The organism is Acinetobacter sp. FDAARGOS_724 (genome assembly GCF_013364475.1).
Lineage (GTDB): Bacteria > Pseudomonadota > Gammaproteobacteria > Pseudomonadales > Moraxellaceae > Acinetobacter > Acinetobacter variabilis.
Genome location: NZ_CP054908.1, coordinates 1,907,952 through 1,932,620, shown reverse-complemented (window position 1 = coordinate 1,932,620; position 24,669 = coordinate 1,907,952). Strand labels below are relative to the sequence as shown.

Annotated in this window: 19 protein-coding genes; 9 read left to right on the top strand and 10 right to left on the bottom strand. The window is 44.4% G+C overall.

Annotated features, from left to right (window positions below):
- Positions 1 to 64 precede the first annotated feature (64 nt).
- The 4 genes from FOC32_RS10385 to FOC32_RS10370 all read right to left on the bottom strand — a co-directional run bounded on the left by FOC32_RS10385 (position 65) and on the right by FOC32_RS10370 (position 4,260).
- Positions 65 to 862 (bottom strand): thioesterase family protein, encoded by a 798-nt coding sequence (locus FOC32_RS10385; RefSeq protein WP_175967318.1) that lies wholly within the window; start codon positions 860 to 862, stop codon positions 65 to 67.
- A gap of 62 nt (positions 863 to 924) precedes the next feature.
- Positions 925 to 1,596 (bottom strand): class I SAM-dependent methyltransferase, encoded by a 672-nt coding sequence (locus FOC32_RS10380; RefSeq protein ID WP_175967317.1) that lies wholly within the window; start codon positions 1,594 to 1,596, stop codon positions 925 to 927.
- A 242-nt stretch (positions 1,597 to 1,838) separates the two neighbouring features.
- Positions 1,839 to 3,527 carry an AMP-binding protein gene (locus FOC32_RS10375; RefSeq protein ID WP_175967316.1) on the bottom strand — a complete coding sequence of 563 codons (1,689 nt, stop codon included), beginning with the start codon at positions 3,525 to 3,527 and terminating at the stop codon, positions 1,839 to 1,841.
- A 97-nt stretch (positions 3,528 to 3,624) separates the two neighbouring features.
- On the bottom strand, positions 3,625 to 4,260 hold the full coding sequence (locus FOC32_RS10370) for a TetR/AcrR family transcriptional regulator (RefSeq protein ID WP_004782481.1): 636 nt from the start codon (positions 4,258 to 4,260) through the stop codon (positions 3,625 to 3,627).
- A 146-nt stretch (positions 4,261 to 4,406) separates the two neighbouring features.
- Between FOC32_RS10370 and FOC32_RS10365 the strand changes: the two genes are divergently transcribed.
- The 8 genes from FOC32_RS10365 to FOC32_RS10330 all read left to right on the top strand — a co-directional run bounded on the left by FOC32_RS10365 (position 4,407) and on the right by FOC32_RS10330 (position 13,891).
- Positions 4,407 to 5,579, top strand: coding sequence for an isovaleryl-CoA dehydrogenase (locus FOC32_RS10365; protein ID WP_004782484.1), 1,173 nt, complete (start codon positions 4,407 to 4,409; stop codon positions 5,577 to 5,579).
- 35 nt (positions 5,580 to 5,614) lie between these two features.
- Entirely contained in the window at positions 5,615 to 7,216 is a 1,602-nt protein-coding gene (locus tag FOC32_RS10360; RefSeq protein ID WP_175967315.1) for a carboxyl transferase domain-containing protein, read from the top strand.
- Between the two features lie 12 nt (positions 7,217 to 7,228).
- Entirely contained in the window at positions 7,229 to 8,023 is a 795-nt protein-coding gene (locus FOC32_RS10355; protein WP_175967314.1) for an enoyl-CoA hydratase/isomerase family protein, read from the top strand.
- 19 nt (positions 8,024 to 8,042) lie between these two features.
- A complete protein-coding gene (locus FOC32_RS10350; protein WP_175967312.1) occupies positions 8,043 to 10,037 on the top strand; it encodes an acetyl/propionyl/methylcrotonyl-CoA carboxylase subunit alpha in 1,995 nt (664 codons plus the stop codon).
- A complete protein-coding gene (locus tag FOC32_RS10345) occupies positions 10,034 to 10,936 on the top strand; it encodes a hydroxymethylglutaryl-CoA lyase (RefSeq protein ID WP_175967310.1) in 903 nt (300 codons plus the stop codon). Before FOC32_RS10350 ends, FOC32_RS10345 begins: the two co-directional genes overlap by 4 nt.
- 100 nt (positions 10,937 to 11,036) lie before the next feature.
- Complete coding sequence (locus FOC32_RS10340; protein ID WP_175967308.1) at positions 11,037 to 11,741, top strand: CoA transferase subunit A; 705 nt, start codon at positions 11,037 to 11,039, stop codon at positions 11,739 to 11,741.
- Between the two features lie 2 nt (positions 11,742 to 11,743).
- Positions 11,744 to 12,382, top strand: a complete 639-nt coding sequence (locus FOC32_RS10335) for a CoA transferase subunit B (protein WP_004782495.1) — start codon at positions 11,744 to 11,746, stop codon at positions 12,380 to 12,382.
- 96 nt (positions 12,383 to 12,478) lie between these two features.
- A complete protein-coding gene (locus FOC32_RS10330) occupies positions 12,479 to 13,891 on the top strand; it encodes a short-chain fatty acid transporter (RefSeq protein WP_175967306.1) in 1,413 nt (470 codons plus the stop codon).
- A 57-nt stretch (positions 13,892 to 13,948) separates the two neighbouring features.
- Here FOC32_RS10330 and FOC32_RS10325 read toward each other — a convergent pair whose 3' ends face one another.
- The 4 genes from FOC32_RS10325 to FOC32_RS10310 form a co-directional block, all read right to left on the bottom strand.
- Positions 13,949 to 15,454, bottom strand: coding sequence for an OmpA family protein (locus FOC32_RS10325; RefSeq protein WP_175967304.1), 1,506 nt, complete (start codon positions 15,452 to 15,454; stop codon positions 13,949 to 13,951).
- A 181-nt stretch (positions 15,455 to 15,635) separates the two neighbouring features.
- On the bottom strand, positions 15,636 to 16,874 hold the full coding sequence (locus FOC32_RS10320; protein WP_034170004.1) for a dihydroorotase: 1,239 nt from the start codon (positions 16,872 to 16,874) through the stop codon (positions 15,636 to 15,638).
- A gap of 10 nt (positions 16,875 to 16,884) precedes the next feature.
- Complete coding sequence (locus FOC32_RS10315) at positions 16,885 to 17,901, bottom strand: aspartate carbamoyltransferase catalytic subunit (RefSeq protein WP_034170005.1); 1,017 nt, start codon at positions 17,899 to 17,901, stop codon at positions 16,885 to 16,887.
- A gap of 224 nt (positions 17,902 to 18,125) precedes the next feature.
- Entirely contained in the window at positions 18,126 to 18,458 is a 333-nt protein-coding gene (locus FOC32_RS10310) for a hypothetical protein (protein ID WP_034170006.1), read from the bottom strand.
- 655 nt (positions 18,459 to 19,113) lie between these two features.
- On the opposite strand from FOC32_RS10310, the gene rlmKL reads away from it, so the two are divergent.
- Positions 19,114 to 21,318, top strand: a complete 2,205-nt coding sequence (gene rlmKL, locus FOC32_RS10305; protein WP_175967302.1) for a bifunctional 23S rRNA (guanine(2069)-N(7))-methyltransferase RlmK/23S rRNA (guanine(2445)-N(2))-methyltransferase RlmL — start codon at positions 19,114 to 19,116, stop codon at positions 21,316 to 21,318.
- A 66-nt stretch (positions 21,319 to 21,384) separates the two neighbouring features.
- Here rlmKL and clpB read toward each other — a convergent pair whose 3' ends face one another.
- Together clpB and FOC32_RS10295 are read right to left on the bottom strand one after the other, a co-directional pair.
- Complete coding sequence (clpB, locus tag FOC32_RS10300) at positions 21,385 to 23,964, bottom strand: ATP-dependent chaperone ClpB (RefSeq protein WP_175967300.1); 2,580 nt, start codon at positions 23,962 to 23,964, stop codon at positions 21,385 to 21,387.
- A 254-nt stretch (positions 23,965 to 24,218) separates the two neighbouring features.
- The gene (locus FOC32_RS10295) at positions 24,219 to 24,584 is read right to left on the bottom strand and encodes an MbcA/ParS/Xre antitoxin family protein (RefSeq protein ID WP_175967299.1); all 366 of its coding nucleotides are present in this window, start codon (positions 24,582 to 24,584) and stop codon (positions 24,219 to 24,221) included.
- Positions 24,585 to 24,669: the final 85 nt, after the last annotated feature.

Sequence of the window (24,669 nt, the reverse complement as noted above, 5' to 3'; positions counted from 1 at the left end):
ATTGCGCACAGCATGCCAATAAAAAAAGGATGAATCAATTCATCCTTTTGCTTTTGAACCGGATTTAGAATTTACGTAAGGTCAGAATCTGTTCACTACGACCGAAAGGCCCTTGAATATCATGCAGCACACCGCTGGTGAGACCAATCCCATCTTCACCATACTGTTGCACTACTTCCAGCCCCAGCCATTCACCTTGCGGCAAACGGTGCATATGAATCTGTAAATCCAGATTTGGAAATCCCCAGCCCGCATTTGGATCCTGACGCGGCACAATGCCATTGGCCGTATCTACCATACCAAGTAAACGACTAAAATCTGTAGTCGGTTGTCCTTCGACCATATCCAGTGAATTTCTGAGCCAGACAATGCCTTTGCCTGCTCGATGATCAGGATGTGCACGGGTTTCAATACTTTGAATATAACCACCCGGCCAGCAACTCATACCCTCCCAAACCGGTAAAAACTCAGGGCTTTCAATCGGAAAATCTTCGATACCTGCAATGGCCCGGCTATCCGAAGTCAGCATCCTCCAGGCACGAGCAACGATACAGGTTTTTCCATTGGCACGCATTTCCGCCTCAATCAGTTCAATAGTTTTGCCAGGACGGATCATGCGCGTAGTAATAGAAAACTCACCAAATGCAATCAGTCCAAAAATATCCAGTCCAACCCGGCCAATACGCATTTCTGATCTAGGCTGAAACTGTTCTAGTTCAACACATAGAATACCGGTTGCCGGTGCCATGTGCTGTTCATGAGGATTCCAAGCACCTTGAGCATGAATATTGGAACGATAATAGGCAGTAGTACTGCTATCTGCATGCTGTTCGCGCTGGATCAAACTATAATATGCTGACATTCTTCTTAAACTTCCTTGATTATTCTCTTAAACTTTAAAATTCATATAAGGTTTCATGATCTTTATTTTCTGAGTAAAAAACCACAATAATTCATGATTTTACTATAAATTTTGTGTTGTTTAAATCCGACTTTTGTTAAAATTTCATTTGAATCTTCTACTGAAATCAGGGAAAAGTCCTGCTGCAATCTGGCCAGCATATTTTCACTTTGCTGCACACTAAGTCCGGTTTGCTGTGCCATTTTTTGCATTACCTTTAATTCATTCTCACCTTCTGGCTGCATCAAATCATAAGTCAATACGATCCCGCCAGCTTTAAGACTCTGATAGATAGCCTGAAAAAAATCAGATTTCTGAGGTTCAGGAATAAAATGGGCAACTAAAATAGCGAGTGCAGCATCGAAAGTATCCTGCTGATTCAGTTCTTGAGTGGTGCACTGTATAAACTGAACTCGTTGTTCAACTCCAATAGAAGCTAGATGCTTCCTTGCCTGCCCAAGCATCGCAGCGGAAGGATCAATCGCAGTAAATGTCCAGTTTGGATGCTGCTGCAATAAATAAGATAGCTCATAACCCGTCCCGCAGCCCACTACCAAAATATGAGCGGTTTCCGGGAGTTCAGTGCTGAGAATTGCTTCAATCTGCTGATGCACCAGTTCATATCCGGGAATCAGTTTACGGATATGATCATCATAACTGGCGACCACCACTTCACTGTGAAAGTTTTTTGCCATCTGTTTACTCTAATTTATATAGAAATAAATTTTTATCTATTTAAAGAAATTGCTAAATACATGACCTCAATTTGCAAGATGGATTCTTCTTCCATTGTGCAGGTGCTTCGTTACTTTGACTGGGCAAAGTAACCAAACCCTTCTGTTTCATTGATATGGCATCCTTGCCATACAATGAAACGGCGACATCCATGCCGCCAGGTCATCTGATCAAATACTATTTAAACTTAGCTTTAATTAATTTAAGCAATCTCTTTTAAATTTAATTCTTCACGCATAAATTCACGCAACTTGAACTTCTGTGCCTTACCTGAAGCTGTCATCGGGAATTCATGGAAGAAACGCACATAACGCGGCACTTTATTGTGAGAAATATGCTCAGCACAATATTGGCGGATGGCTTCTTCGGTACATGGGTCATTTTCATGCAGGATAATGCAAGCACAAAGCTCTTCACCATATTTATGGTCTGGCACGCCAATCACCTGTACATCTGAAACCGCTGGATGGGTATAAAGGAAATCTTCAATTTCTTTCGGGAATAGATTTTCACCGCCACGAATGACCACATCCTTGATACGACCCTTGATTTTGACAAAGCCTTCATCATCCATTTCCGCAATATCACCAGTATGCATCCAGCGCGCAGCATCAATGACTTCCTGGGTCTTGTCCTGATCTTCCCAATAACCCAGCATCACGGAATAACCACGCACACACAGTTCACCCAATTGACCGCGCGGCACCACTTTGCCATTTTCATCGACAATTTTAACTTCCAGATGCGGATGGACACGGCCAACTGTACTCACACGACGTTCAACACTGTCTTCTGTTGAACTTTGGGCACTTACCGGTGCTGTTTCAGTCATGCCATAACAGATGGTAATTTCAGACATATGCATTCGCTCTATTACACGCTGCATAATTTCCTGTGGACATGGACTACCCGCCATAATGCCGGTACGCAGGCTAGACAGATCGAAATCGTCAAACTGTTCATGTTCCAGCACAGCAATAAACATGGTCGGTACGCCATAAGCTGCCGTACATTTTTCCTGCTGAATAGCTTTTAAGGTTTCCAGCGGATTAAATACGGCAGACGGATAAATCATGGCTGAACCATGGGTAATACAGGCCAGATTGCCCATTACCATGCCAAAGCAGTGGAATAGTGGAACAGAAATACAGACACGGTCTTCCGGACTTAAGTGAATCGCCTCACCGACAAAGTAACCATTATTTAAAATATTGTTATGGGTCAGCATCGTACCCTTAGGGTTACCTGTGGTGCCTGACGTAAACTGGATATTAATGGTTTCATCGAACTGCAAATCAGTGGAGATCTGTTGCAGCTGTTCCAGCTCTTGAGTACTTGGTATAGGCATTAAATCCTGAAAACGATGAATGCCAGTATGCTGCTGCTCATCAATTTTAATGACATGCTTTAAATGTGGTAGACGCTCTGCATTCAGTAATTTATTTTCAGCCTGTTTTAATTCAGGCGCAATTTTGGTCAGGATTTCCTGATAGTCCGTTGTTTTAAACTGCGATGCAATGACCAGTCCCTTACAGGATACTTTATTCAAAACATATTCCAGCTCATTGCTTTTATAGGCTGGATTCAGGTTAACCAGAATAATGCCTGCCTTGAAAGCTGCGAATTGGGTAATAGTCCATTCCACACAGTTCGGCGACCAGATCGCCAGACGGTCACCTTTCTGCATACCCAATTTCAGCAGCTGACAGGCAAAGGCATTGACCTGATCCTGTAGCTGCCGATAACTCAGGCGTATGTTCTGATGCATGCTGACGACTGCATCGCGATCTGCATATTGCTCGCAAGCCTGATCAAATTTTTCACCAATCGTCATGCCCAGTAAAGGCTGGCTGCTGGTTCCATAGGCATAGCTTAACCGTACTTGTGTCATTGAATCGATCTCCTTGATTCTTTGTAATTCTGATTTTCAACTTTACTAATTGTTTTATGACCACGACGACCTTGTCTATGTGCCTGTTTTTGTGTGTCTATGCTGCTGAATTCCCCTCCTGTCGATGTACTGCGTTAACACAAAAATCGGCAATCTGTTTGACAAAGTGATCCTTGTAGTTCTGATCAAACATCACATTACGGGACGGATTCAAAGGTTCAATCACGACAAAGGTCATGGCACCGACCACGCCCAAAGCTGCCGTATTTAAATCTTCAAACTCGAACTCTCCATTCACCTTTCCTTCGGCCAGGATTTCCTTAATGCTTTGTTTAAGCAGCTGTTTACTGCGAAAACGCTCATGTTCCATTTCCGGATCAACCGGTTCAAACATAAGTGAATACGCCAACTGGGGGCTATTCATGGCACGTTTCACAAAAGTTGTAACAGATTTTTGCAATTTCAGTTTTGGCGACAAATCCGACCCAGCAATGGAAACAAGAATTCCCACTTCGTGCTGAATCGCTGCTGACAAAACCTCAATCAAAATCTGGCTTTTGTTTTCAAAATATCGATATACCAGCCCTGTAGAAACGCCTGCGCGCTCTGCAATCGCCTGAATCGACGCCTCTTTAAAGCCCCCTTGAGTAATCAGTTCACGAGCAGACTGTAAAATCGACAAACGATTTTGTTCCATTCGTTCCTGCATCAGTGATGATCTTTTATAACTCATAATCTTATTCTCAACCAGATAAAATGAATTGTAAATCATTTTGTGAATATAGGTTCACTTTTTTAATTTTTCGTTGTATGTTAAAAAAACAAGCACAACAAAAATGCTTTTGGACACAACAAATATAATCTCAGGATGGATGAAGAATGAATTTACAAAGCTTAGATTTCGGTTTAGATGAAACTCTTATTGCGCTTCGTGATTCAGTGGCCGCTTTTTGCGCCAAGGAAATTGCCCCAATTGCCCAGCAAGTTGACCGTGACAATGAATTCCCGGCTCACCTCTGGAAAAAATTTGGTGATATGGGCCTACTTGGTTTAACGGTCAGTGAGGAATATGGCGGTACCAATCTGGGGTATCTGGCCCATATTATTGCCATGCAAGAAATTTCCCGTGCTTCAGCATCCATTGGTTTGTCCTATGGTGCCCATTCTAACCTATGTGTAAACCAAATTAAGCGAAATGGTAATGAAGAACAAAAACAGCGTTACCTGCCAAAACTGATTTCTGGCGAATATGTCGGTGCATTAGCAATGTCTGAGCCGAATGCCGGATCAGATGTGGTCAGTATGAAACTGAAAGCCGAAGATAAAGGCGATCATTATCTACTCAACGGTTCCAAGATGTGGATCACTAACGGTGGTGATGCCGATGTACTCGTCGTCTATGCCAAAACCGATTTACAAGCTGGCGCCAAAGGCATGACTGCTTTTCTGGTTGAGAAAAATATGCCAGGTTTTAGTCACGGCACCCATTTAGACAAACTGGGTATGCGCGGTTCCAATACCTATCCCCTGTTTTTTGACAATGTCGAAGTTCCGAAAGAAAACGTGCTTGGCGGTGTCGGCAATGGGACTAAAGTGCTGATGAGCGGACTGGATTATGAACGTGCTGTTCTGAGTGCTGGTCCATTGGGTATTATGGATGCCTGCATGGATACAGTGATTCCTTATATTCATGACCGTAAACAGTTTGGTCAGGCACTCGGTGAATTCCAGTTGATGCAAGGCAAAATTGCTGACATGTACTCTACCTGGCTGGCATGTAAGGCACTGGTGTATGCCGTTGGTGCTGAATGTGACAAAGCTGATCATAGCCGTAGCCTGCGTAAAGACGCTGCCAGTGCCATTTTATATGCCGCTGAAAAAGCCACCTGGATGGCAGGCGAAACTATTCAGACCCTAGGTGGTAACGGTTATATCAATGAATTTGCTGCAGGCCGTTTATGGCGCGATGCCAAACTCTATGAAATTGGTGCCGGAACTTCCGAAATCCGCCGCATGCTCATTGGCCGTGAGCTCTTCAACGAAACAGCCTAAACCTGAACACTTAGAATAAAACAAGGATGTTCGTCATGAATCAGTTACAGAGCAAAATCAATATACGTAGTGAAGAGTTTAAGACCAACCAGGCTGCCATGCTGCAACTGGTCGATGACCTGAAACAGAAAGTAGAAAAAATTGCCTTGGGTGGTGGAGAAAATGCCCGCCAGAAACATCTGGATCGCGGCAAATTACTGCCGCGTGAACGGATTAATCATTTAATTGATCCAGGCACAGCTTTTCTGGAAATTGGTCAACTGGCTGCCTATCAGGTTTATCAGGATGATGTTCCTGCAGCAGGTGTAGTCGCGGGTGTGGGTCAGGTCAATGGTGTGACCTGCATGATCGTGGCCAATGATGCCACAGTCAAAGGCGGTACTTATTATCCACTTACGGTGAAAAAGCATTTACGTGCCCAGGAAATTGCCGAGCAGAATCATTTACCATGTATTTATCTGGTCGATTCTGGCGGTGCTTATCTGCCTTTACAGAATGAAGTATTCCCGGATCGTGATCACTTCGGCCGTATCTTTTACAATCAGGCACGTATGTCGAGTCTAGGTATTGCCCAGATTGCAGTGGTGATGGGTAGCTGTACAGCCGGTGGTGCTTATGTGCCAGCGATGTCAGATGAAACCATTATTGTGCGCAATCAGGGTACGATTTTCTTGGGTGGCCCTCCTCTGGTGAAAGCAGCTACCGGTGAAGTGGTTTCTAGTGAAGATCTCGGTGGCGGTGATGTACATACCCGTTTATCTGGAGTTGCCGATCATCTGGCAGAAAATGATGAACACGCAATTGCCATTGCCCGCAACATTGTGGCGAACCTGAACAAAAAGCCAAATAAAACTGCAGATGAAATCGAAGCACCGCGTTTTGACAGTTCAGAGCTGTATGGCATTGTGCCAAGCGATGCCCGTAAACCATTTGATATCCGTGAAGTGATTGCGCGTATTGTCGATGGCTCACGTTTTGACGAATTCAAGGCACGTTTCGGGACTACCCTAGTGACTGGCTTTGCCAAGCTCTATGGAATGCCAGTTGGAATTATTGCCAACAATGGGATTTTATTCTCTGAGTCTGCGCAAAAAGGCGCGCATTTTATTGAACTCTGTACCCAGCGCAATATTCCGCTGATCTTCCTGCAAAATATCACCGGCTTTATGGTGGGTCGTCAGTATGAGAATGAAGGTATTGCCAAAAATGGTGCCAAGCTGGTGATGGCCGTCGCGACAGCCAATGTGCCTAAACTGACTTTAGTGATTGGCGGCTCTTTTGGTGCCGGTAACTATGGCATGTGTGGCCGTGCTTACTCGCCACGCTTTATGTGGACCTGGCCAAACTCACGTATTTCGGTGATGGGCGGTGAACAGGCTTCTAGCGTATTGTCAACTTTGAAACGCGATCAGATTGAGCAAAAAGGTGGAACCTGGTCAGCTGAAGAAGAAGACCAGTTTAAACAGCCAATTCGTGACCAATATGAACGCCAAGGCCATCCTTATTATGCTTCTGCGCGTTTATGGGATGACGGTGTCATTGATCCAGCGCAATCGCGCGAAGTCCTGGCCCTAAGTCTGGCTGCAGCGATAAATGCACCAATCCAGCCAACCAAATTCGGCGTGTTCCGCATGTAAGAGGTGACAAAAATGGACTATCAATTTTTACAGCTCGAGCAGCAGAATCAGGTAGCAACAGTCTGGATTAATCGTGCTGAATTGTACAATGCGTTTAACACCCAAGTCATTGAAGAGCTACATGCCTGCTTCGAGTCTTTAAATCAGTGCGATGATGTACGTGTAGTGATTCTGGCGGGTCGAGGTAAAAGCTTCTCTGCGGGCGCTGACCTGAACTGGATGAAACATGCCGGTCAGGCCTCACAGGCAGATAATGAAGCCGATGCCCTCAAACTGGCGAAAATGTTACAAAGTCTGGCGACATTAAAACAATCCACCATTGCCCGTGTCCATGGGATTGCTTTTGGCGGCGGTATGGGTCTGGCATCCGCTTGTGATATCTGTATCGCCAGCACCGATGCCAAGTTTGCAACGTCTGAAGTACGTTTAGGCTTAGCTCCCTCCACCATTAGTCCGTATGTGATTCGTGCGATTGGCGCCCGACAGGCGTCACGCTATTTCCTGACTGCTGAGCGAATTTCAGCTGAACAGGCGAAAACCATTGGTCTGGCACATGAAGTGACTGCACCAGAACAGCTCGACAGCAAAATTGATGAGATTGTGGAAGCGCTCTTACTCGGTGGACCAGCAGCGCAAAACGCTTCAAAACAGCTGATTCAACTGGTTGATCAGCAGGTTGTGACTGAAGATCTGCTGCTTAAAACCGCACAGCATATTGCCCATGTTCGCCAGGGAGATGAGGCAAAAAATGGACTGAATGCATTTTTAAACAAACAAAGCCCGGCCTGGATCAAGACCACGGCATAACAACAAGAAGGATCGTAGGATGTTTGAAAAGATTTTAATTGCCAACCGTGGTGAAATTGCCTGTCGTGTAATTCGTACAGCGAAAAAGTTAGGCATCGCTACTGTTGCCGTATATTCCGATGCCGATGCACAGGCACAGCATGTTAAACTGGCAGATGAAGCTATCCATATTGGTGAATCGCCTGCTGCACAAAGTTATTTACAGATTGAACGTATTATTCAGGCGGCGAAAACTACCGGTGCTCAGGCCATTCATCCAGGTTATGGTTTCCTGTCTGAAAATGACCAGTTTGCCCTGGCCTGTCAGGACAACAATATTGTCTTTATAGGTCCGCCAGTGGATGCGATCTTAGCAATGGGTCTGAAAGCGACCTCTAAAGCACTGATGGAAAAAGCCGGTGTACCGTTAACCCCAGGCTATCATGGTACCAATCAGGATGCGGATTTCCTGAAACAGCAGGCAGACAGTATTGGCTATCCGGTACTGATCAAGGCTAGTGCTGGTGGTGGCGGTAAAGGCATGCGTCTGGTTGAACGTAGTGAAGATTTCCTCAGTTCACTTGCTTCCTGTAAAAGCGAAGCACGTTCCAGCTTCGGCAATGAAGATGTGCTAATTGAACGCTATGTCGTGCAGCCACGTCATATTGAAGTTCAGGTCTTTGGTGATACACATGGCAATTATGTGCATCTGTTTGAACGTGATTGCTCCGTGCAGCGTCGTCACCAGAAAGTTCTGGAAGAAGCACCTGCACCCAAAATGCCTGAAGATAAACTTGAAGCAATGCGCCAAGCCGCAATTGATGCTGCACGTGCTGTAAATTATGTCGGTGCCGGTACAGTCGAGTTCATCGTGGAACAAGACGGTACTGCTTACTTCATGGAAATGAATACCCGTCTACAGGTTGAGCACCCAGTCACTGAAATGATCACCGGTCAGGATCTGGTGGAATGGCAGTTACGTGTCGCGTTCGGTGAACCTTTACCGAAACAGCAGCACGAATTGCAGATTCAGGGTCATGCGCTTGAAGCCCGTGTTTATGCCGAAGAACCAGAAAAAGGCTTTATTCCTGCCATCGGTCAGATCAGCTATTTGCACTATCCAGAACAAAATGACAGCGTACGTGTGGATAGTGGCATTGTCGAAGGTGATGAAATCAGCACCTATTATGATCCGATGATTGCCAAACTGATTGTTTGGGGCAAAAACCGTGAAGCGGCTTTAACCCAGATGCATCACGCCTTGGGTCAGTTCCATGTCGATGGACTTGGGAATAACATCGCTTTTCTTGATCGCTTAGTATTATGTGACTCATTTAAAAATGCCCATCTCGATACTGGCCTGATTCAACGCGAAGAAGAGTTCCTACTCAAACCATCTGCTGATATCAGCGCAGAATTAGTGGTCAGTGCCGCCTTGGTTGAACTGTTATCTCGTCTGGCTCAAAACCCGACGAGCAATAATCCCGTCTGGCAGCAAAAAGCATTTTGGCATCTGAATAAGCAAAATAGCTACACAATCAAATTACAATGTAATGACGTTTTACGTGTGGTGAGCTTTAAAGCGCTAGAAAATAGCTTCTTGGCAAACCATGAAGGCCAGACACTCAATATCCAAGGTGAACTGCTCGATCAACACCTACTCCAGTTAAATCTTGCAGGTCAACAGCAGAAACTGGCATTTAGCCAGACTGAACATGGCATTACCCTGTTCCAGAATGGTCAAAGTTACAAGTTTACTTATCTGAAGTCTGATTTTAATGGCCAGGATGAACAAGGCACTGAAAACAATCTGACTGCACCAATGCCTGGCGTGATTACTCAGGTTCTGGTTGCGGCAAATGACAAAGTGAAAAAAGACGATGTACTGCTGACTTTGGAAGCAATGAAGATCGAATATACCATTCGCGCTCCGCATGATGGCATTATCGCAAACTCATACTTTCAAAAAGGTGACCAGGTTAAAGCTGGCGATGAACTGGTAGAGTTCCAGCCTTTAGCGGAGGAAGTTGCATGACAGATTTCGTTAAAATCGTAGAAGTCGGGCCACGCGATGGCCTGCAAAACGAAAAAACACCTTTAACACTAGATGACCGCAAAAACCTGATTCTAGATCTGATGAAAACTGGTCTGCAAGCAATTGAAGTCGGTTCCTGTGTTTCAGCCAAATGGGTCCCACAGATGGCAGATAGCGATGTGCTATTTGCCAGCTTGCCTAAAGATCCGAATATCCAGTTCAGTTTACTGACGCCAAATATGAAAGGTTTTGAATCAGCGCTGGCTGTGGGTTGTAAAGAAGTTGCGGTATTTACCGCAGCTTCTGAAAGCTTTACTCGTAAGAACATCAACTGCTCTATTGATGAAAGCTTTGAAAAGTTTGCAGATGTGATGGCAGCTGCCAAAGCTAATGATGTCAAGGTTCGTGGCTATGTCTCTTGTATGGTGGACTGCCCTTATGAAGGTGCAATTGATCCGAAGCAGGTCGTAAAAGTTACGCAGCGCTTACTAGATATGGGCTGCTATGAAGTATCACTGGGTGAAACCATTGGTACGGCAACTCCAGATTGCGTGAAGAACGTCTGGGATGCCTGTCTTTCAGAAATTGATAGTAAAGTGCTGGCTGGCCATTTTCATAATACCTATGGCATGGCCATCGCTAATATTTACCAGTCACTATTACAAGGTATTCGGGTATTTGACTCCTCTATTGCAGGCCTCGGTGGCTGTCCTTATGCCAAAGGTGCTTCCGGCAATGTTTCAACTGAAGACCTGTATTACCTGCTCTCCAAGATGGGCTTTGAAACCGGTATTCAACTGGATACTCTGATGCAGACCAGCCGTAATATCAGTGAGGTTCTACAACGCAATAATCCCTCCAATTATGCCAATGCCTATTGGCAAAAAGCCTGTGCTTAAAAACTTGAAATAGCCGGACACTCTATAAGTCCTCATGGATAGAAATCAGCAGATCTTTAGATAAAAGAGATCTGCAAGAGAAGAATAAATCGAGGTAAAAATGTCAAATAAATTGTATGACAGTGCAAAAGCCGCTTTAGACGGCATGGTCCAGGATGGGCATACTCTTGCAGTTGGCGGTTTTGGACTCTGTGGTATTCCAGAAGCCCTCATTGCAGCTTTAAAAGAAACCGGTGCCAAAAATCTGACCTGTATTTCCAATAATGCCGGTGTCGATGGCTTTGGCTTGGGACTATTGCTGGAAACCAAACAGATTAAAAAAATGATCTCTTCCTATGTGGGCGAGAACAAGGAATTTGAACGCCAATACTTAAGCGGGGAACTCGAAGTTGAACTGACCCCTCAAGGAACTTTAGCTGAAAAATTACGTGCCGGTGGTGCAGGTATTCCCGCTTTCTATACCGCGACCGGTGTTGGAACTGTTATTGCTGAAGGTAAAGATGTCCGTGAGTTTAATGGCAAGTCTTATATTCTGGAAGAATCCTTAACTGCTGATGTAGCTTTGGTTAAAGCTTATAAGGCCGATAAAGCCGGTAACCTGATTTTCCGTAAAACTGCCCAAAACTTCAATCCGGTCTGTGCCATGGCTGGCAAAGTGACCGTTGCTGAAGTCGAAGAAATTGTCGAGATCGGTGCCCTTGATCCAGATGAAATTCATCTTCCGGGCATTTATGTGAACCGGATTGTACTCAATACCCAACCGGAAAAACGGATTGAACAGATGACTTTAAAGGCGGAGGCTTGATCATGGCTTGGACACGTAATGAAATGGCGCAGCGCGCCGCACAGGAACTTGAAGACGGTTTCTATGTGAATCTGGGTATTGGTCTGCCAACCTTAGTCGCGAATTATATTCCAGAGAATATTAATGTCTGGCTTCAGTCTGAGAATGGTCTGTTGGGTATTGGAGAATTTCCAACGGCAGATACTGTAGATGCCGACCTGATCAATGCTGGCAAACAGACGGTAACTGCCCGCAAAGGTGCTTCTTTCTTTTCCAGTGCCGATTCCTTTGCCATGATCCGTGGCGGTCATGTCAATATCGCTATTCTGGGGGCTATGGAAGTCTCAGAAAATGGTGATCTGGCCAACTGGATGATTCCGGGCAAGAAGGTCAAAGGCATGGGTGGTGCCATGGATCTGGTCGCAGGTGTGCAAAAAGTTGTGGTGCTGATGGAACACTGCGCCAAAGATGGTACGCCTAAAATTGTCTCACAATGTAGTCTTCCGCTTACTGGCCAGGCCGTAGTGAACCGGATTATTACTGACTTAGGTGTATTGGATGTCACACCTGAAGGTATTCAACTTGTAGAACTGGCACCCGATGTCAGTTTTGATGAAATTCAGAAAGTCACCGGCGTACCTTTACTCCGTAAAGCAGCCTGATTTTTCCCAGCCCTTAAAATGAAAATTTTAAGGGTTTCTTTTTGGCTCAAGAAAGCCACTTCTTAATAACGAAAGCAGAATAAATGGATTTTAATCATGCAAACTCAACAAAATATCTTGCAGCGCTTTGCCATGCGCGTCAGCGACTGGTCTGAAAAATGGTTTCCGGACTCTTATATCTTTGCCCTACTCGGTGTCATCATCGTTGCGATTGCCGCGATTGGCATTGGTGCACCAGCACAAGACGTCGCGATTTCATTTGGTGACGGATTCTGGAGTCTGATTCCCTTTACCTTACAGATGTGTATGCTGATCGTGGTCGGTTATGTAGTTTCGGTTTCCAAACCGATGCAATTATTGATTCAGAAAATGGCGCGCATTCCTCATTCTGGACGTGGAGCTATCGTTCTCGTCGCCACAGTTAGCCTACTGATTTCCCTGATTAACTGGGCGATGAGTACAGTGCTAACTGCACTTTTGGTGATTGCCTTGGCACAGCGTAAAGAGCTGAACATGGATTATCGTGCAGCTGCCGCAGCAGCGATTATTGGGATGGGTGCAACCTGGGCGCTCGGTATCAGCTCTTCTGCCGCACAATTACAGGCCAACAAATCCAGCCTGCCAGAACCACTGTATAATCTGACCGGTGTGATTCCATTTACTGAAACGATTTTCCTGCCGCAATCCATGATTATGACAGCAGTCTTGATCATCGCCTCGATTGCCATTGCCTACTGGTCTGCGCCCAAAGGCAATCATATTAAAACCATTGATCACTTCCCGATCCAGATTGAAGAAGAAAAGACTGAAACCGTGATCCATAAACGCCCAGGTGACTGGCTTGAAAACTCGCCAATCTTAAGTATTCTGATCGTGGTTCTGGGTCTGGTCTGGATGTTTAACGAGTTTTCCAAGAGCAATCCGATTCTGGCAATCTCCAGCTTAAACACTTATAACTTTATCTTTCTGATTTTAGGTGTAGCTTTACATGGTACACCACGTAATTTTCTCAATGCCGTATCCAAAGCTGTGCCGGCCATTTCAGGGGTGCTGATCCAGTTTCCGCTTTATGGCAGTATTGCCTTTATGATGACCAATGCCCTGAATTCTGCTGATCTTTCCCTGTCACATTATATCGCCGAATTCTTCGTGTCGATTGCGTCGCAGGAAACCTTTGCCATCGTTATGGGAATTTATTCTGCGATTCTAGGCTTCTTCATTCCTTCTGGTGGAGGAAAATGGATTATTGAAGCGCCTTATGTGATGCAGGCCGCACATGACCTGAAAGTACATCTGGGCTGGTCTGTCCAGATCTATAATGCAGCCGAAGCCTTACCCAATCTGATCAATCCTTTCTTTATGCTCCCCATGCTGGGAATCTTGAAATTAAAGGCTAAAGATGTAATTGGCTTTACAGTGACACAACTGGTCTTTCATCTTCCGTTGGTACTGTTCTTACTCTGGTTCCTGGGAAGAACTTTGACTTATACCCCAGCTGTCTTCTCTTAATTCATAATAAATAAAAAAGGACGAATCATTCGTCCTTTTTTATGATGAAAGAATTATTTAGCTGGCTTTCTTTTCAACTACGCCTTCATTATCTACTTCACGCACAATTCCCGTTTCAGTATTCACGACCTCAAAGGTCACGCGACGGTTCTGAAACTGTCCAGCAGGTGTCGCATTGGGTTCAACCGGCTGATCTTCTCCCATTCCAACCGCCTGTAATTGTGCAGGATCGACACCTTTTTGCACGAGATAGCTGGTAATCGCCTGAGCGCGCTGCACAGACAGCACCTTATTCTCTGCTTCGCTGCCCTGAGCATCAGCATGTCCTTTAACTTTCAGGATAACTTGTGGTGCACGTTGTAATAATGCAGCTGCCTGATCCAGCACCAATTTATTGACTTCCGGAACTTCAGTCGATGCCGTATCAAAATTAATAATCTGTAAATTCAGTGCAGTCGCTACATCCAGCGCTTTAACATTATCGGTTTTGATACTGGCCAAAGCTTGTTCTGCTTCGCTATTAGCCGTATTAATCACGTCACTTCTATTCAGCGGCTGCTGGGTAACCACAGTGACATTCTTGGCCAGACTACGAATTTGTGCTGCCAGACGCTCGGCTTCTGAATTGGTTGCTGCACGCACTGAAACCTGATTGCCAATCCAGTCGAGTGACACATTTGGCATTCCCTGAATGGTTCTCAAAACAGTCGGAATGGTATCCTGATCAGTGAATTCTGAATGGTAATTTTCATTGGCTACTGCGCCACAGCCAATACTGTAATTAAAGATCTGTTTAATTTCATTTTGCAGAATTTGCATATATTTCGGATCATTCATCTGTACCTGACAGTTGACAATTTCACCCTGACTACCGGTGCTGATTTTTAGAATTGCAGGATTTGTTGCAGCAGCTTCGCTTACTGCCTGAGCATTTCGTAATTCATCCGGATCATCATCACGCAGGCATCCACGGAAGAAGAATAAGATAATCGCTGCAATAATCACGAGGAGAATAAAAGGCCAGAACACCACTGCCTTTTTCTCTTCAGTCAGTACTGGTTCTGCTTCCGGTTCGGAAGCCAGACCCGGTGCGCGGTTCAGATTTTGTCCCGCCAGCGGAGATACGCCTAGAGATGCCAGTATAGGGCCAGCCCAGACTGGTAATGCCCGTTGAATCGAGTCTGCATGGGTATCTAACAAATGGCCTACTGCTTCAGCAGTGGGTGCACCTGCTTCTGCCTGCAAGAAGTTCATGGTTGGAACAATTGCCCGGTTCAGGGTCTGTTCAATTTCATCTTGAGGTGCAGTTGAATCTAACTGAGCCAGGAATTGTTGTTTTAGGGTCGGATTATTATTAAATAATTCATCAATCTTGGGATTAAGTTGCTGCCCCAGACTTTCAATCCAGGCCGGTCTTGCACGAAGAATACTTAACAATACAGGATAGAATTGGGCTAAGGACTGATCCTTGGCAAATAGATGTTCTGTTTCACCTTGCAGCACAATGGCGGTCACATCACTCTTTAAACGTTCAATTAAATCTGTATTCATCAAGATCACCATTATTCTGATTTATAATGTTTAATATTTAATCAGTGTAGCGACCCACCCTCTTTGGAATGTTAATAATTGTACTGATATCATAAAGTTTCACTGTTTATGTATGGCTAACTTTTCTAGTATTTTGATTAAGATATAAAAAAGTCAGCCGAAGCTGACTTTTTGTAAACGCGAAATGTAAGTGTTATGCAGCAATAAAAGTTTGCAGCACTTTACCTTTCACTTTTTGATTGAGCAGTGGTGTATTTTTACCTTGAGAAACGATCGTTTCTTTGCTCAACGTCCATTCCTGTTCTGGATCAACCAGTACCCAACCAGCTTCTGCCTTCCAGCGATTAAACATGTTAGCGACTTTCGCGGGAGCAACTGTGACTTTCTCCACCCATTCTAACGACGTAAAGAAACCTTCATTCACCAGTTGGATACCGAACGGTACGTAGGTATCAAAAGCGGTAAAACCAGGCTGTGTCTCTGCGAACGGTGCCATTTTGGCAGAGCTGCTTAGTGGTTCATGATGGGTACAGATCGCATCAATCACACCAGATTTTACGCCCTGACGCAGTAATTCTTTGTCAGATTCAGAACGTAATGGCGGACGCACATGTGCAAGAGAGTTAAAGCCATCAATCAGATGGTCAGTCAGATGTAATTGATGCATTGCGACATCACAAGTGACTGGCAAGCCTTTTTCTTTGGCAATACGGATCAGTTCTACTGATGCACCACAAGATAACAAACCGAAATGAGCGCGTACTTTAGTCGCTTCAATCATGAGCAGGTATTTGGCAATGGCCACAGTTTCAGCTAATGCCGGAATCATTGGCAAACCTTGGCGTGAAGCAATAAAGCCTTCATGCACACAGCCATCTTTGGCAATTTGCGGCTCTTCTGCATAGAACACTACAGTCAGGTTTAAGCCCGCTGCGTATTCAAGTGTACGCAATACCACATCATCATTGGCAAACGGCGCACTGGCATTAGAAACCGCAGTACATCCGCCCTTTTTCAAACCTGCCATATTGGCCGGTTGCTGACCTTGCAGACCTTGAGTTTGCGCACCGATCACCTGTAAATAAATACCACCATCCAGCATGGCTTTTTCAACCAGACCATGAATCAGCGCACCATTATCCTGCACAATCGGTTTGGAATCTGGCGGGGTAAATACATGCAGAATACCGTTTTCACGTGCAGCCTTACCTTCAGACTTTAAAGTTCCGTGTTGCTGCTGACCCGGTTCACGTAAACGTGCGCATAGATCCACCATGGTTGGCATCAGCCATTTGCCCTGTCCATCAATGGTTTCAGATACGTTAGCAGTCTCTGCAACACGTTTACCATTTTCCAGATAAACCGTTTCGACTGAATCAGTGTTTTGGATTGGGTCAAGAACACGGACATTTTCAATTTTTACAATAGACATGACTTATTCCTTATACCGCAATCGCTTCAATCAAACCCTGTTCCTGTAACTGACCCTGCATCGCAAGAGCCAGTACCGCCATACGTACTGCAATCCCGTTAGTAACCTGTTTCAGAATCACGGATTGCGGACCGTCTGCAATACTGGAATCAATTTCCACACCACGGTTCATTGGTCCTGGATGCATCACGATACAATCCGGCTTGGCCATGGCGAGACGTTCTTTATTCAGGCCATACATTTTGTAGAATTCAGCCTGAGAAGACAGCGCTGGCGAATCAATACGCTCGTTTTGAATACGTAAGGTAATGATTACATCACAGTCTTTGATGCCATCTTCCATTTTATTAAACAGGCGTACATCTTCACTGTAGTCATCAAAACCGTATGGCAACAACGTATTCGGTGCAATCACGCGAATATCTTTACAGCCTAAGGTTTGCAGTGACGCCACATCTGAACGTGCTACACGCGAATGCTTGATATCGCCAATAATCGCAATCGACATATCTTCGAATTTTTTATTGGTCTCGCGGCGAATGGTCAGCATATCCAGCATCGCTTGAGTTGGATGGGCATGACGGCCATCGCCTGCATTAATAATGGCGACATTTGGACAGACATCTTTGGCAATAAAGTGTGCTGCACCTGAAGATGAATGACGTACCACGAAAATATCTGCCGCCATAGCTTCAAGATTCCACAAGGTATCACGTAAAGTTTCACCTTTAGAGGTACTTGAACGGGCAATATCGATATTCAGCACGTTGGCAGACAGACGTTTGGCCGCTGCCTCAAAAGTAGTACGCGTTCGGGTAGAATTTTCAAAAAATAAGTTCATCACCGTTTTGCCTTCGAGCAAATTATTGGTGATCAGCTGATTTTGGTCATTAAAAAAGGACAACGCAGTGTCCAGTATTTTTGTAAGAGTTTCTTTAGAAAGACCTTCGATGGTCAGGAAATGTTTAAGATTACCTGCTTTGTTGAGTTGAATCTGGCTCGGTGTATGCAATGCCGCCAAGTGCATGAGAGATTCCTTATACGTTAAGTCAACGTATTATACAGAGATTAGCGAATCTTTATAGTTGATAAAGAGCTCAGTTGTACAAAAACCATCTCAGTAATAAGAATGGAAATTTAAATTCCCATGCATTTTTTCAATAAGATAATTTAACCTGTTTATCTATATGCTTGTTTTTTCATTTAAACATGAGTGCTTCAGTCTGGAGCATCCACACCCAATCCCCCCAATTAGCGCAATGCGCCAATATAATGATGTGAAACCTGTGCGCGATAGATATCTTCTTCACTTGGTTCTACAGAAATCAGTTCCTTTTCCGCCTGTTCTTCAGCCTGCAGTTCTGAAAATGACGATAAATCCAGAGTGGTTTTTAAGCGGTTGACCAGATGTAAAAGCTCAGGATCTTCAGTCTGCTCTGCCAGCCCAATCACATGCTTTGCATAGTGGATATTTTCTGCAAGATACATGGCATCAATTACTCGTCCAGTTACTCGTCTTAAACGTGCGTAGATCAAGGTAGCGATTGAAAATGCCTCATTCCTGCGTAATTGAAGATCCAACATCTAAGCCCCTCCGAAATAATAATTAAGAATAAAGATGAAGCTGTAATGATTCCCCTCAGCATTACAGCTTCATTGATATTAGATAGAGCAATAAACGTACCAAAATTAATAAATAAGTTATGTGAGTTATAAATTGAGATGAATGAAAATTAATCTACTCCAAGCAATAGTAGGTTGGCTTCTTTTTTGTTTTAGATTCACTCCTCGTCTGGCTAATCAATTCTTAGTCTCGATCACTTGACATGAATGACCAAATTTTAGCTTTTACTTTTAGAGTAATACTGTTGCCATAAGGTGTATATAAACGACCCTGTATCAGATCCATCACATCATTAATCCGATTATTTATCTTTCTAAATTACACATACAACATGGTCGCAATTGAAGAGCTAGATTGCGAATTAGTTTTAATACCTACCACATATCCCTTTGTAAAATAAAAGATTTAATTGAAAATCCACCTTATTGGTATTGTGTAGTCTTACATATCTCGTAAATTTTCAGTTTGCTTTTTAAGTTAATATTTAGCGCTTTTTAGGATGATTAAAACTAGGCTGTATATGCTCGATTTTAAAAAATTTCCAAAGCTTTAACAGGCAAAATACGCTAAACTGAACGCAGTTTTTTATTTATTCTTTTCCGGTCTCTCTATTTTATGAATACCTCTTCACGTTTAAGCAATTATTGGGTCACCTGTGCCGATGGTCTGGAAACCTTATTAGAAGAAGAAATCAAAGGTTTAGGTGTTCAGGATATTGAACGTTTCTCAGGTCGTCTGACCTTCAAAGGCACGCTTGAAAATGCTTACCGCATCTGTATGTGGTCTCGTCTGGCTTCTCGTGTCCTGATGCCAATTCATACGCATGAAATCGAATTCTCCCACGATGCGCGTGATGTTGCAGAAGAGCTTTATGAAGGTGCGATGAGCTTTGACTGGTCACTGATTTTTGCACCACAAAGCACCTTCGCAATTCGTCTGCACGTTGAACGTGATATTAAGGTCAACACCCAGTTTGCAACTCTACGTGCCAAAGATGGTGTTGTCGATTCCTTTATGGAAGCTGTGGGCAAGCGTCCAAGTATTGATACCAGACAGCCAGAAATCACCATGTACATTCTGGCCGGTAAAAAAGAACACACTTATTGTTTAGACTTATCCGGTGATTCCTTGCATAAACGAGGCTATCGCCGCTTTATGACTGAAGCACCAATCAAGGAAAATCTGGCGGCTGCGATCCTGCAAAAAGGCGGCCTGAAAGACATCAACCCGGATATTGTGGTTGATCCAATGTGTGGTTCAGGGACGTTTATCATTGAATCACTGATGATTCTGACTGATCGTGCCCCAGGTCTGGTGCGTCGTTTCGGATTTAATGGCTGGAATGGTCATGATCATGAATTGTGGATGGGTATTAAAGCTGAAGCGGCTGAACGTCATAAAGCTGCGCTAGAAAACCCATTACCAAAATTCTATGCCTTTGATGCCGACTGGGAAGCGGTGAAAGCCACTAAACAGAATATTATTGCGGCAGGTTTTGAATCAGTCCTCGATCAGATCAAGATCGAAGAGCGTACTTTGAATGACTGGCCAGATTTCCAGGCTGAAGGCAAGAAAGTATTCTTTGTGACGAATCCACCGTACGGTGAGCGTTTAGGTGATAAAGCCTCTAACCGTGCCTTGTATCTGGGTCTGTCTAATCTGCTGCAAAAGAATTTCCCGAATCAGAAAGCGGCAGTCATTGCTGCTCAGGTGGAACAAGCCGATGTCTTGGCGTTCAATGATCCACAAATTCTGCGTTTGATGAACGGTAAACTGCCAATCTATATCCGTTTCGGTACTGTAAAACCGGCAGCAGTCACACGTCCTTTCCTGGAAAGCTGGCAGCCGCAACAATTCGAGCCGATTGAAGGTGCGATGGAATTTGCTAACCGTCTGACCAAGAATATGCAAACCCTGAAAAAATGGGCAGTAAAAGAAAATATTCACTGCCTGCGTTTGTATGATGCGGACTTGCCGGACTTTAACGTAGCAGTTGATCTATACGGCGAACGTCTGCATGTTCAGGAATATGCACCACCGAAGAAAATTGATCCTGAAAAAGCCAAAAAACGTTTCAATTTGGCTCTGCAGGCGATTCGTGCCGTGACCGGTTTGGGCCGTGATGCGATCTTTATCAAGACCCGTGCCCGTCAGGAAGGTAAAAACCAGTACACCAAACAAAGTACCGCGTCTAAACGTTTTATGGTACAGGAAGGCCAAGCCAAGATTCTGGTCAACCTGACCGACTATCTGGATACCGGTCTGTTCCTGGATCACCGTCAGATGCGTTTGCGTATTGCCAAAGAAGCCAAAGGTAAGCACTTCCTGAATCTGTACAGCTACACCTCTACCGCGAGCTTACATGCAGCTTTAGGTGGTGCAGCGAGTACCACCAGCGTGGATTTGTCTAATACTTATTTAAACTGGTCAAAAGAGAACTTTGTTCTAAATGGCCTGACTGTAGACCATGCCGATCAGCAACATCAGTTCTTCGCCTCTGACTGTTTCGAATGGCTGAAAGAAGGTCATGAACAATATGACCTGATCTTTATCGATCCACCGACATTCTCTAACTCGAAAAAATTCTACGGGACTTTCGACGTTCAGCGTGACCATGTCTCTTTGCTGAAGCGTGCCATGAACCGTTTAACCACTGACGGTACTTTGTATTTCTCGAATAACTATCGTGGTTTCGAAATGGATGAAATGATTGAAGGTTTATACGACGTGGAAGAAATCACGCATGAAACAATTGGTCCAGACTTCAAGCGTAATCAAAAAATTCACCGTGCCTGGAAAATCACTCATCCAAAAATGTAAGATGTGAATATAAGATAAAGAAAAACCCAGTCTAGGCTGGGTTTTTTGTTGCGAGGAAAACTGGTATTAGCTGAGTTTCAATTTTTCAAAGACCAGTTCGCCGCTTTCACCACGAACGACGATAGTATCACCAGGACCAAACTCACCTGCCAGGATGCTTTGTGCCAAGCCATTTTCAATACGTTGCTGGATCGCACGTTTTAATGGACGCGCACCATACAACGGATCGAAACCAGCTTCGATTAACTGATCGAAAGCACTGTCATCCACAGACAGACGCATATCGCGTTCTGCCAGACGTTGACGCAAGCGGTTCAACTGGATATCAGCAATACCACGGATCTGGTCTTTTTCCAGTGCATGGAACACCACTAGCTCATCAATACGGTTGATAAACTCTGGACGGAAATGTTCCGATACCGCATTCATCACCACAGTACGGACTTCTTCACGAGTTGCTTGATCGCCCAGCTCACGGACATCTTGTGAACCCAGGTTCGAAGTCATCACAATCACGGTATTTTTAAAGTCCACCACACGGCCTTGCGAGTCGGTCAGACGGCCGTCATCTAGCACTTGCAGCAGAATGTTGAACACATCCGGATGCGCTTTTTCGACTTCATCGAATAACACCACGCTATATGGTTTACGGCGCACCGCTTCAGTCAGCACACCACCTTCTTCATAACCGACATAGCCCGGAGGTGCACCGACCAAGCGGCTCACCGAATGTTTTTCCATAAATTCGGACATGTCAATTCGGATCATGGCATCGTCACTGTCGAACAGGAAGTTCGCCAAGGCTTTGGTCAATTCTGTTTTACCCACACCTGTTGGGCCCAAGAACAGGAATGAACCACTTGGACGGTTTGGATCTGACAAGCCAGCACGTGAGCGACGTACAGCATTAGATACAGCCACTACAGCTTCTTCCTGACCAACAACACGATTGTGCAGGAAGTCTTCCATATGCAGCAGTTTATCACGCTCACCTTGCAGCATTTTTGCTACAGGAATACCGGTCGCAGCACTGACTACTTCAGCGATCTCATTGTCAGTGACTTTGTCACGTAGCAGTTTTGGTGCTTCGCTTTCTTCAGCCCCTTCAATGCGTTCCAGCTGTTTTTGCAGCTCCGGAATTACACCATACTGATAACGTGCTGCTTCAGCCAGATCACCTTCACGCTGGGCTTTTTCCAGAGCAATGCGAGCCTGATCCAGTTTCACCTGAATGTCTTTGTTGCCTGCTACCAGCGCTTTATCGGCACGCCAGATTTCTTCCAGTTCGCTGTACTCTTTCTCTACAGTGGCAATCTGCTCTTCCAAGTGTTTCACTTCACCCTGCGCACCAGAATCTGCATCTTTTTTCACCGCTTCAAGCTGCATCTTCAGCTGAATCAGACGGCGTTCGAGTTTATCCAGTGCTTCAGGTTTAGAATCCAGCTCCATTTTGATACGGGATGCTGCTTCATCAATCAGGTCAATGGCTTTATCCGGCAATTGACGGTCAGTGATGTAACGATGTGACATTTTCGCCGCAGCAATAATTGCTGAGTCCAGAATCTGCACACCATGGTGAGTCGCATAACGGTCTTTCAGACCACGCAGGATCGCAATGGTGTCTTCCACGCTTGGCTCATCCACCAGCACTTTCTGGAAACGACGCTCTAAGGCTGCATCTTTTTCAATGTACTGACGGTATTCATCCAGAGTCGTTGCACCGACACAGCGTAATTCACCGCGCGCTAATGCAGGTTTCAGCATGTTACCCGCATCCATAGCACCATCACCTTTACCGGCACCGACCAATGTATGCAGCTCGTCAATGAACAGGATGATTTCGCCTTCATGTTTAGCCAGATCTTTCAGAACAGCTTTTAGACGTTCCTCGAACTCACCACGATATTTGGCACCAGCTAACAATGAACCCAAGTCCAATGACAGAACGCGTTTGCCTTTCAGTCCTTCTGGAACTTCACCATTGACAATACGTTGTGCCAGACCTTCGACAATCGCAGTTTTACCGACACCTGGCTCACCGATCAGTACCGGGTTGTTTTTGGTACGGCGTGACAGCACCTGAATCGTACGACGGATTTCATCATCACGACCAATCACCGGGTCAAGTTTGCCTGCCATGGCACGTTCAGTTAAATCAATCGTATATTTATTCAGTGAGTCCCGTTGATCTTCATGATTATTGCTCATGACTTTTTCATCGCCTCGAATTTGATTAATAACCTGTCGTAAAGTTTCTGTTTTTACGCCAACACTGTTTAATAAGGTTTTGGTGGCACCCGTTTCTGCAAGTGCCAGTAATACCCAGTCAGTGGACAGGAACTCATCTCCTGCTTTCTGTGCATAACTGTCCGCAAGATGCAGGGCTTTGGCTGCTTCCTGACTGATATTGATATCGGCAGAGGGATTACCGAGCGTAGCTACATTATTTAGCGCAGTTTGTACTTTGCTTTGCAGTTCACGCAGGTTCGCTCCTGCCTGTTGCAGCAAGCTCACATTCGATGCTTCTTCCATCAAGGTGGACAAGATGTGAATCCCTTCAATGGCAGCATGATCCTTGCTCATTGCCAGAGATTGCGCATCGGAAAGGGTTTGCTGTAAGCGATTAGTAAATTTCTCAAAACGCATTCTTGTTATTCCTCACAACAAATTTTCTACTTGATAAATATATGGGTGCTGGAAATAAAATTTCAAATAATTTTTTTATTTATTTTTCAAAAACTTAATTTAATAATGGACAGAGTTATCAGTATTAATATTGGTATTCCAGGAAAATATTTCAAGTGAGCGAAAGTAGAATTTTTAAAGTGAAGATCAATAATTAATATCTGATTTAATTGACTCTGCTATTTTTCGGCTGGGTAGAAAATAGAAAAAGACTTTTAGTGCGGTTGCAAGCGTCCTAGTAATCGCAATACTGCACTCAAACCATGTTCTGTTTGTATCAAGGATCTTGGCGTTTGCTCATCCAAAAGCTTGTTAGGCGAATTGATAAACTGGCGCATCCAGCTCAAGTCTCCACCAGTCAGACTAAATAATGCCTGATAGATATTGATTAAAGTTATTGCTCTTTTACCTGCGGTAGTATCTGGTTCTAATTCTTTTTGATTTATGATTGACGATAATTCTGCTTTAGATAGATCCAGAACTAATGCAAGCTCAAATTCTTGCAATTGCAACTGTTCAGCGAGATTGAATATTGCTATAGCTAATACTTGGGATTTAGGAATATCCGTTTTATTATTCATTTTTGTCAAATTCTATTGATGAATCTTGTTTTGATTATGCTGCCTTTATCCTTTTCTTGCTATATTGTTTATCATTAAATTTGAT

Bases quoted from the DNA above. Each gene is read 5' to 3' on its own strand.
- FOC32_RS10350 (WP_175967312.1), top strand. From the start codon at position 8,043: ATGTTTGAAAAGATTTTAATTGCCAACCGTGGTGAAATTGCCTGTCGT.
- rlmKL (WP_175967302.1), top strand. From the start codon at position 19,114: ATGAATACCTCTTCACGTTTAAGCAATTATTGGGTCACCTGTGCCGAT.
- FOC32_RS10365 (WP_004782484.1), top strand. From the start codon at position 4,407: ATGAATTTACAAAGCTTAGATTTCGGTTTAGATGAAACTCTTATTGCG.
- FOC32_RS10340 (WP_175967308.1), top strand. From the start codon at position 11,037: ATGTCAAATAAATTGTATGACAGTGCAAAAGCCGCTTTAGACGGCATG.
- FOC32_RS10315 (WP_034170005.1), bottom strand. From the start codon at position 17,901: ATGCACTTGGCGGCATTGCATACACCGAGCCAGATTCAACTCAACAAA.
- FOC32_RS10325 (WP_175967304.1), bottom strand. From the start codon at position 15,454: ATGGTGATCTTGATGAATACAGATTTAATTGAACGTTTAAAGAGTGAT.
- FOC32_RS10335 (WP_004782495.1), top strand. From the start codon at position 11,744: ATGGCTTGGACACGTAATGAAATGGCGCAGCGCGCCGCACAGGAACTT.
- FOC32_RS10385 (WP_175967318.1), bottom strand. From the start codon at position 862: ATGTCAGCATATTATAGTTTGATCCAGCGCGAACAGCATGCAGATAGC.
- FOC32_RS10330 (WP_175967306.1), top strand. From the start codon at position 12,479: ATGCAAACTCAACAAAATATCTTGCAGCGCTTTGCCATGCGCGTCAGC.
- FOC32_RS10295 (WP_175967299.1), bottom strand. From the start codon at position 24,584: ATGAATAATAAAACGGATATTCCTAAATCCCAAGTATTAGCTATAGCA.
- FOC32_RS10355 (WP_175967314.1), top strand. From the start codon at position 7,229: ATGGACTATCAATTTTTACAGCTCGAGCAGCAGAATCAGGTAGCAACA.
- FOC32_RS10320 (WP_034170004.1), bottom strand. From the start codon at position 16,874: ATGTCTATTGTAAAAATTGAAAATGTCCGTGTTCTTGACCCAATCCAA.
- FOC32_RS10370 (WP_004782481.1), bottom strand. From the start codon at position 4,260: ATGAGTTATAAAAGATCATCACTGATGCAGGAACGAATGGAACAAAAT.
- clpB (WP_175967300.1), bottom strand. From the start codon at position 23,964: ATGCGTTTTGAGAAATTTACTAATCGCTTACAGCAAACCCTTTCCGAT.
- FOC32_RS10380 (WP_175967317.1), bottom strand. From the start codon at position 1,596: ATGGCAAAAAACTTTCACAGTGAAGTGGTGGTCGCCAGTTATGATGAT.
- FOC32_RS10345 (WP_175967310.1), top strand. From the start codon at position 10,034: ATGACAGATTTCGTTAAAATCGTAGAAGTCGGGCCACGCGATGGCCTG.
- FOC32_RS10375 (WP_175967316.1), bottom strand. From the start codon at position 3,527: ATGACACAAGTACGGTTAAGCTATGCCTATGGAACCAGCAGCCAGCCT.
- FOC32_RS10360 (WP_175967315.1), top strand. From the start codon at position 5,615: ATGAATCAGTTACAGAGCAAAATCAATATACGTAGTGAAGAGTTTAAG.
- FOC32_RS10310 (WP_034170006.1), bottom strand. From the start codon at position 18,458: ATGTTGGATCTTCAATTACGCAGGAATGAGGCATTTTCAATCGCTACC.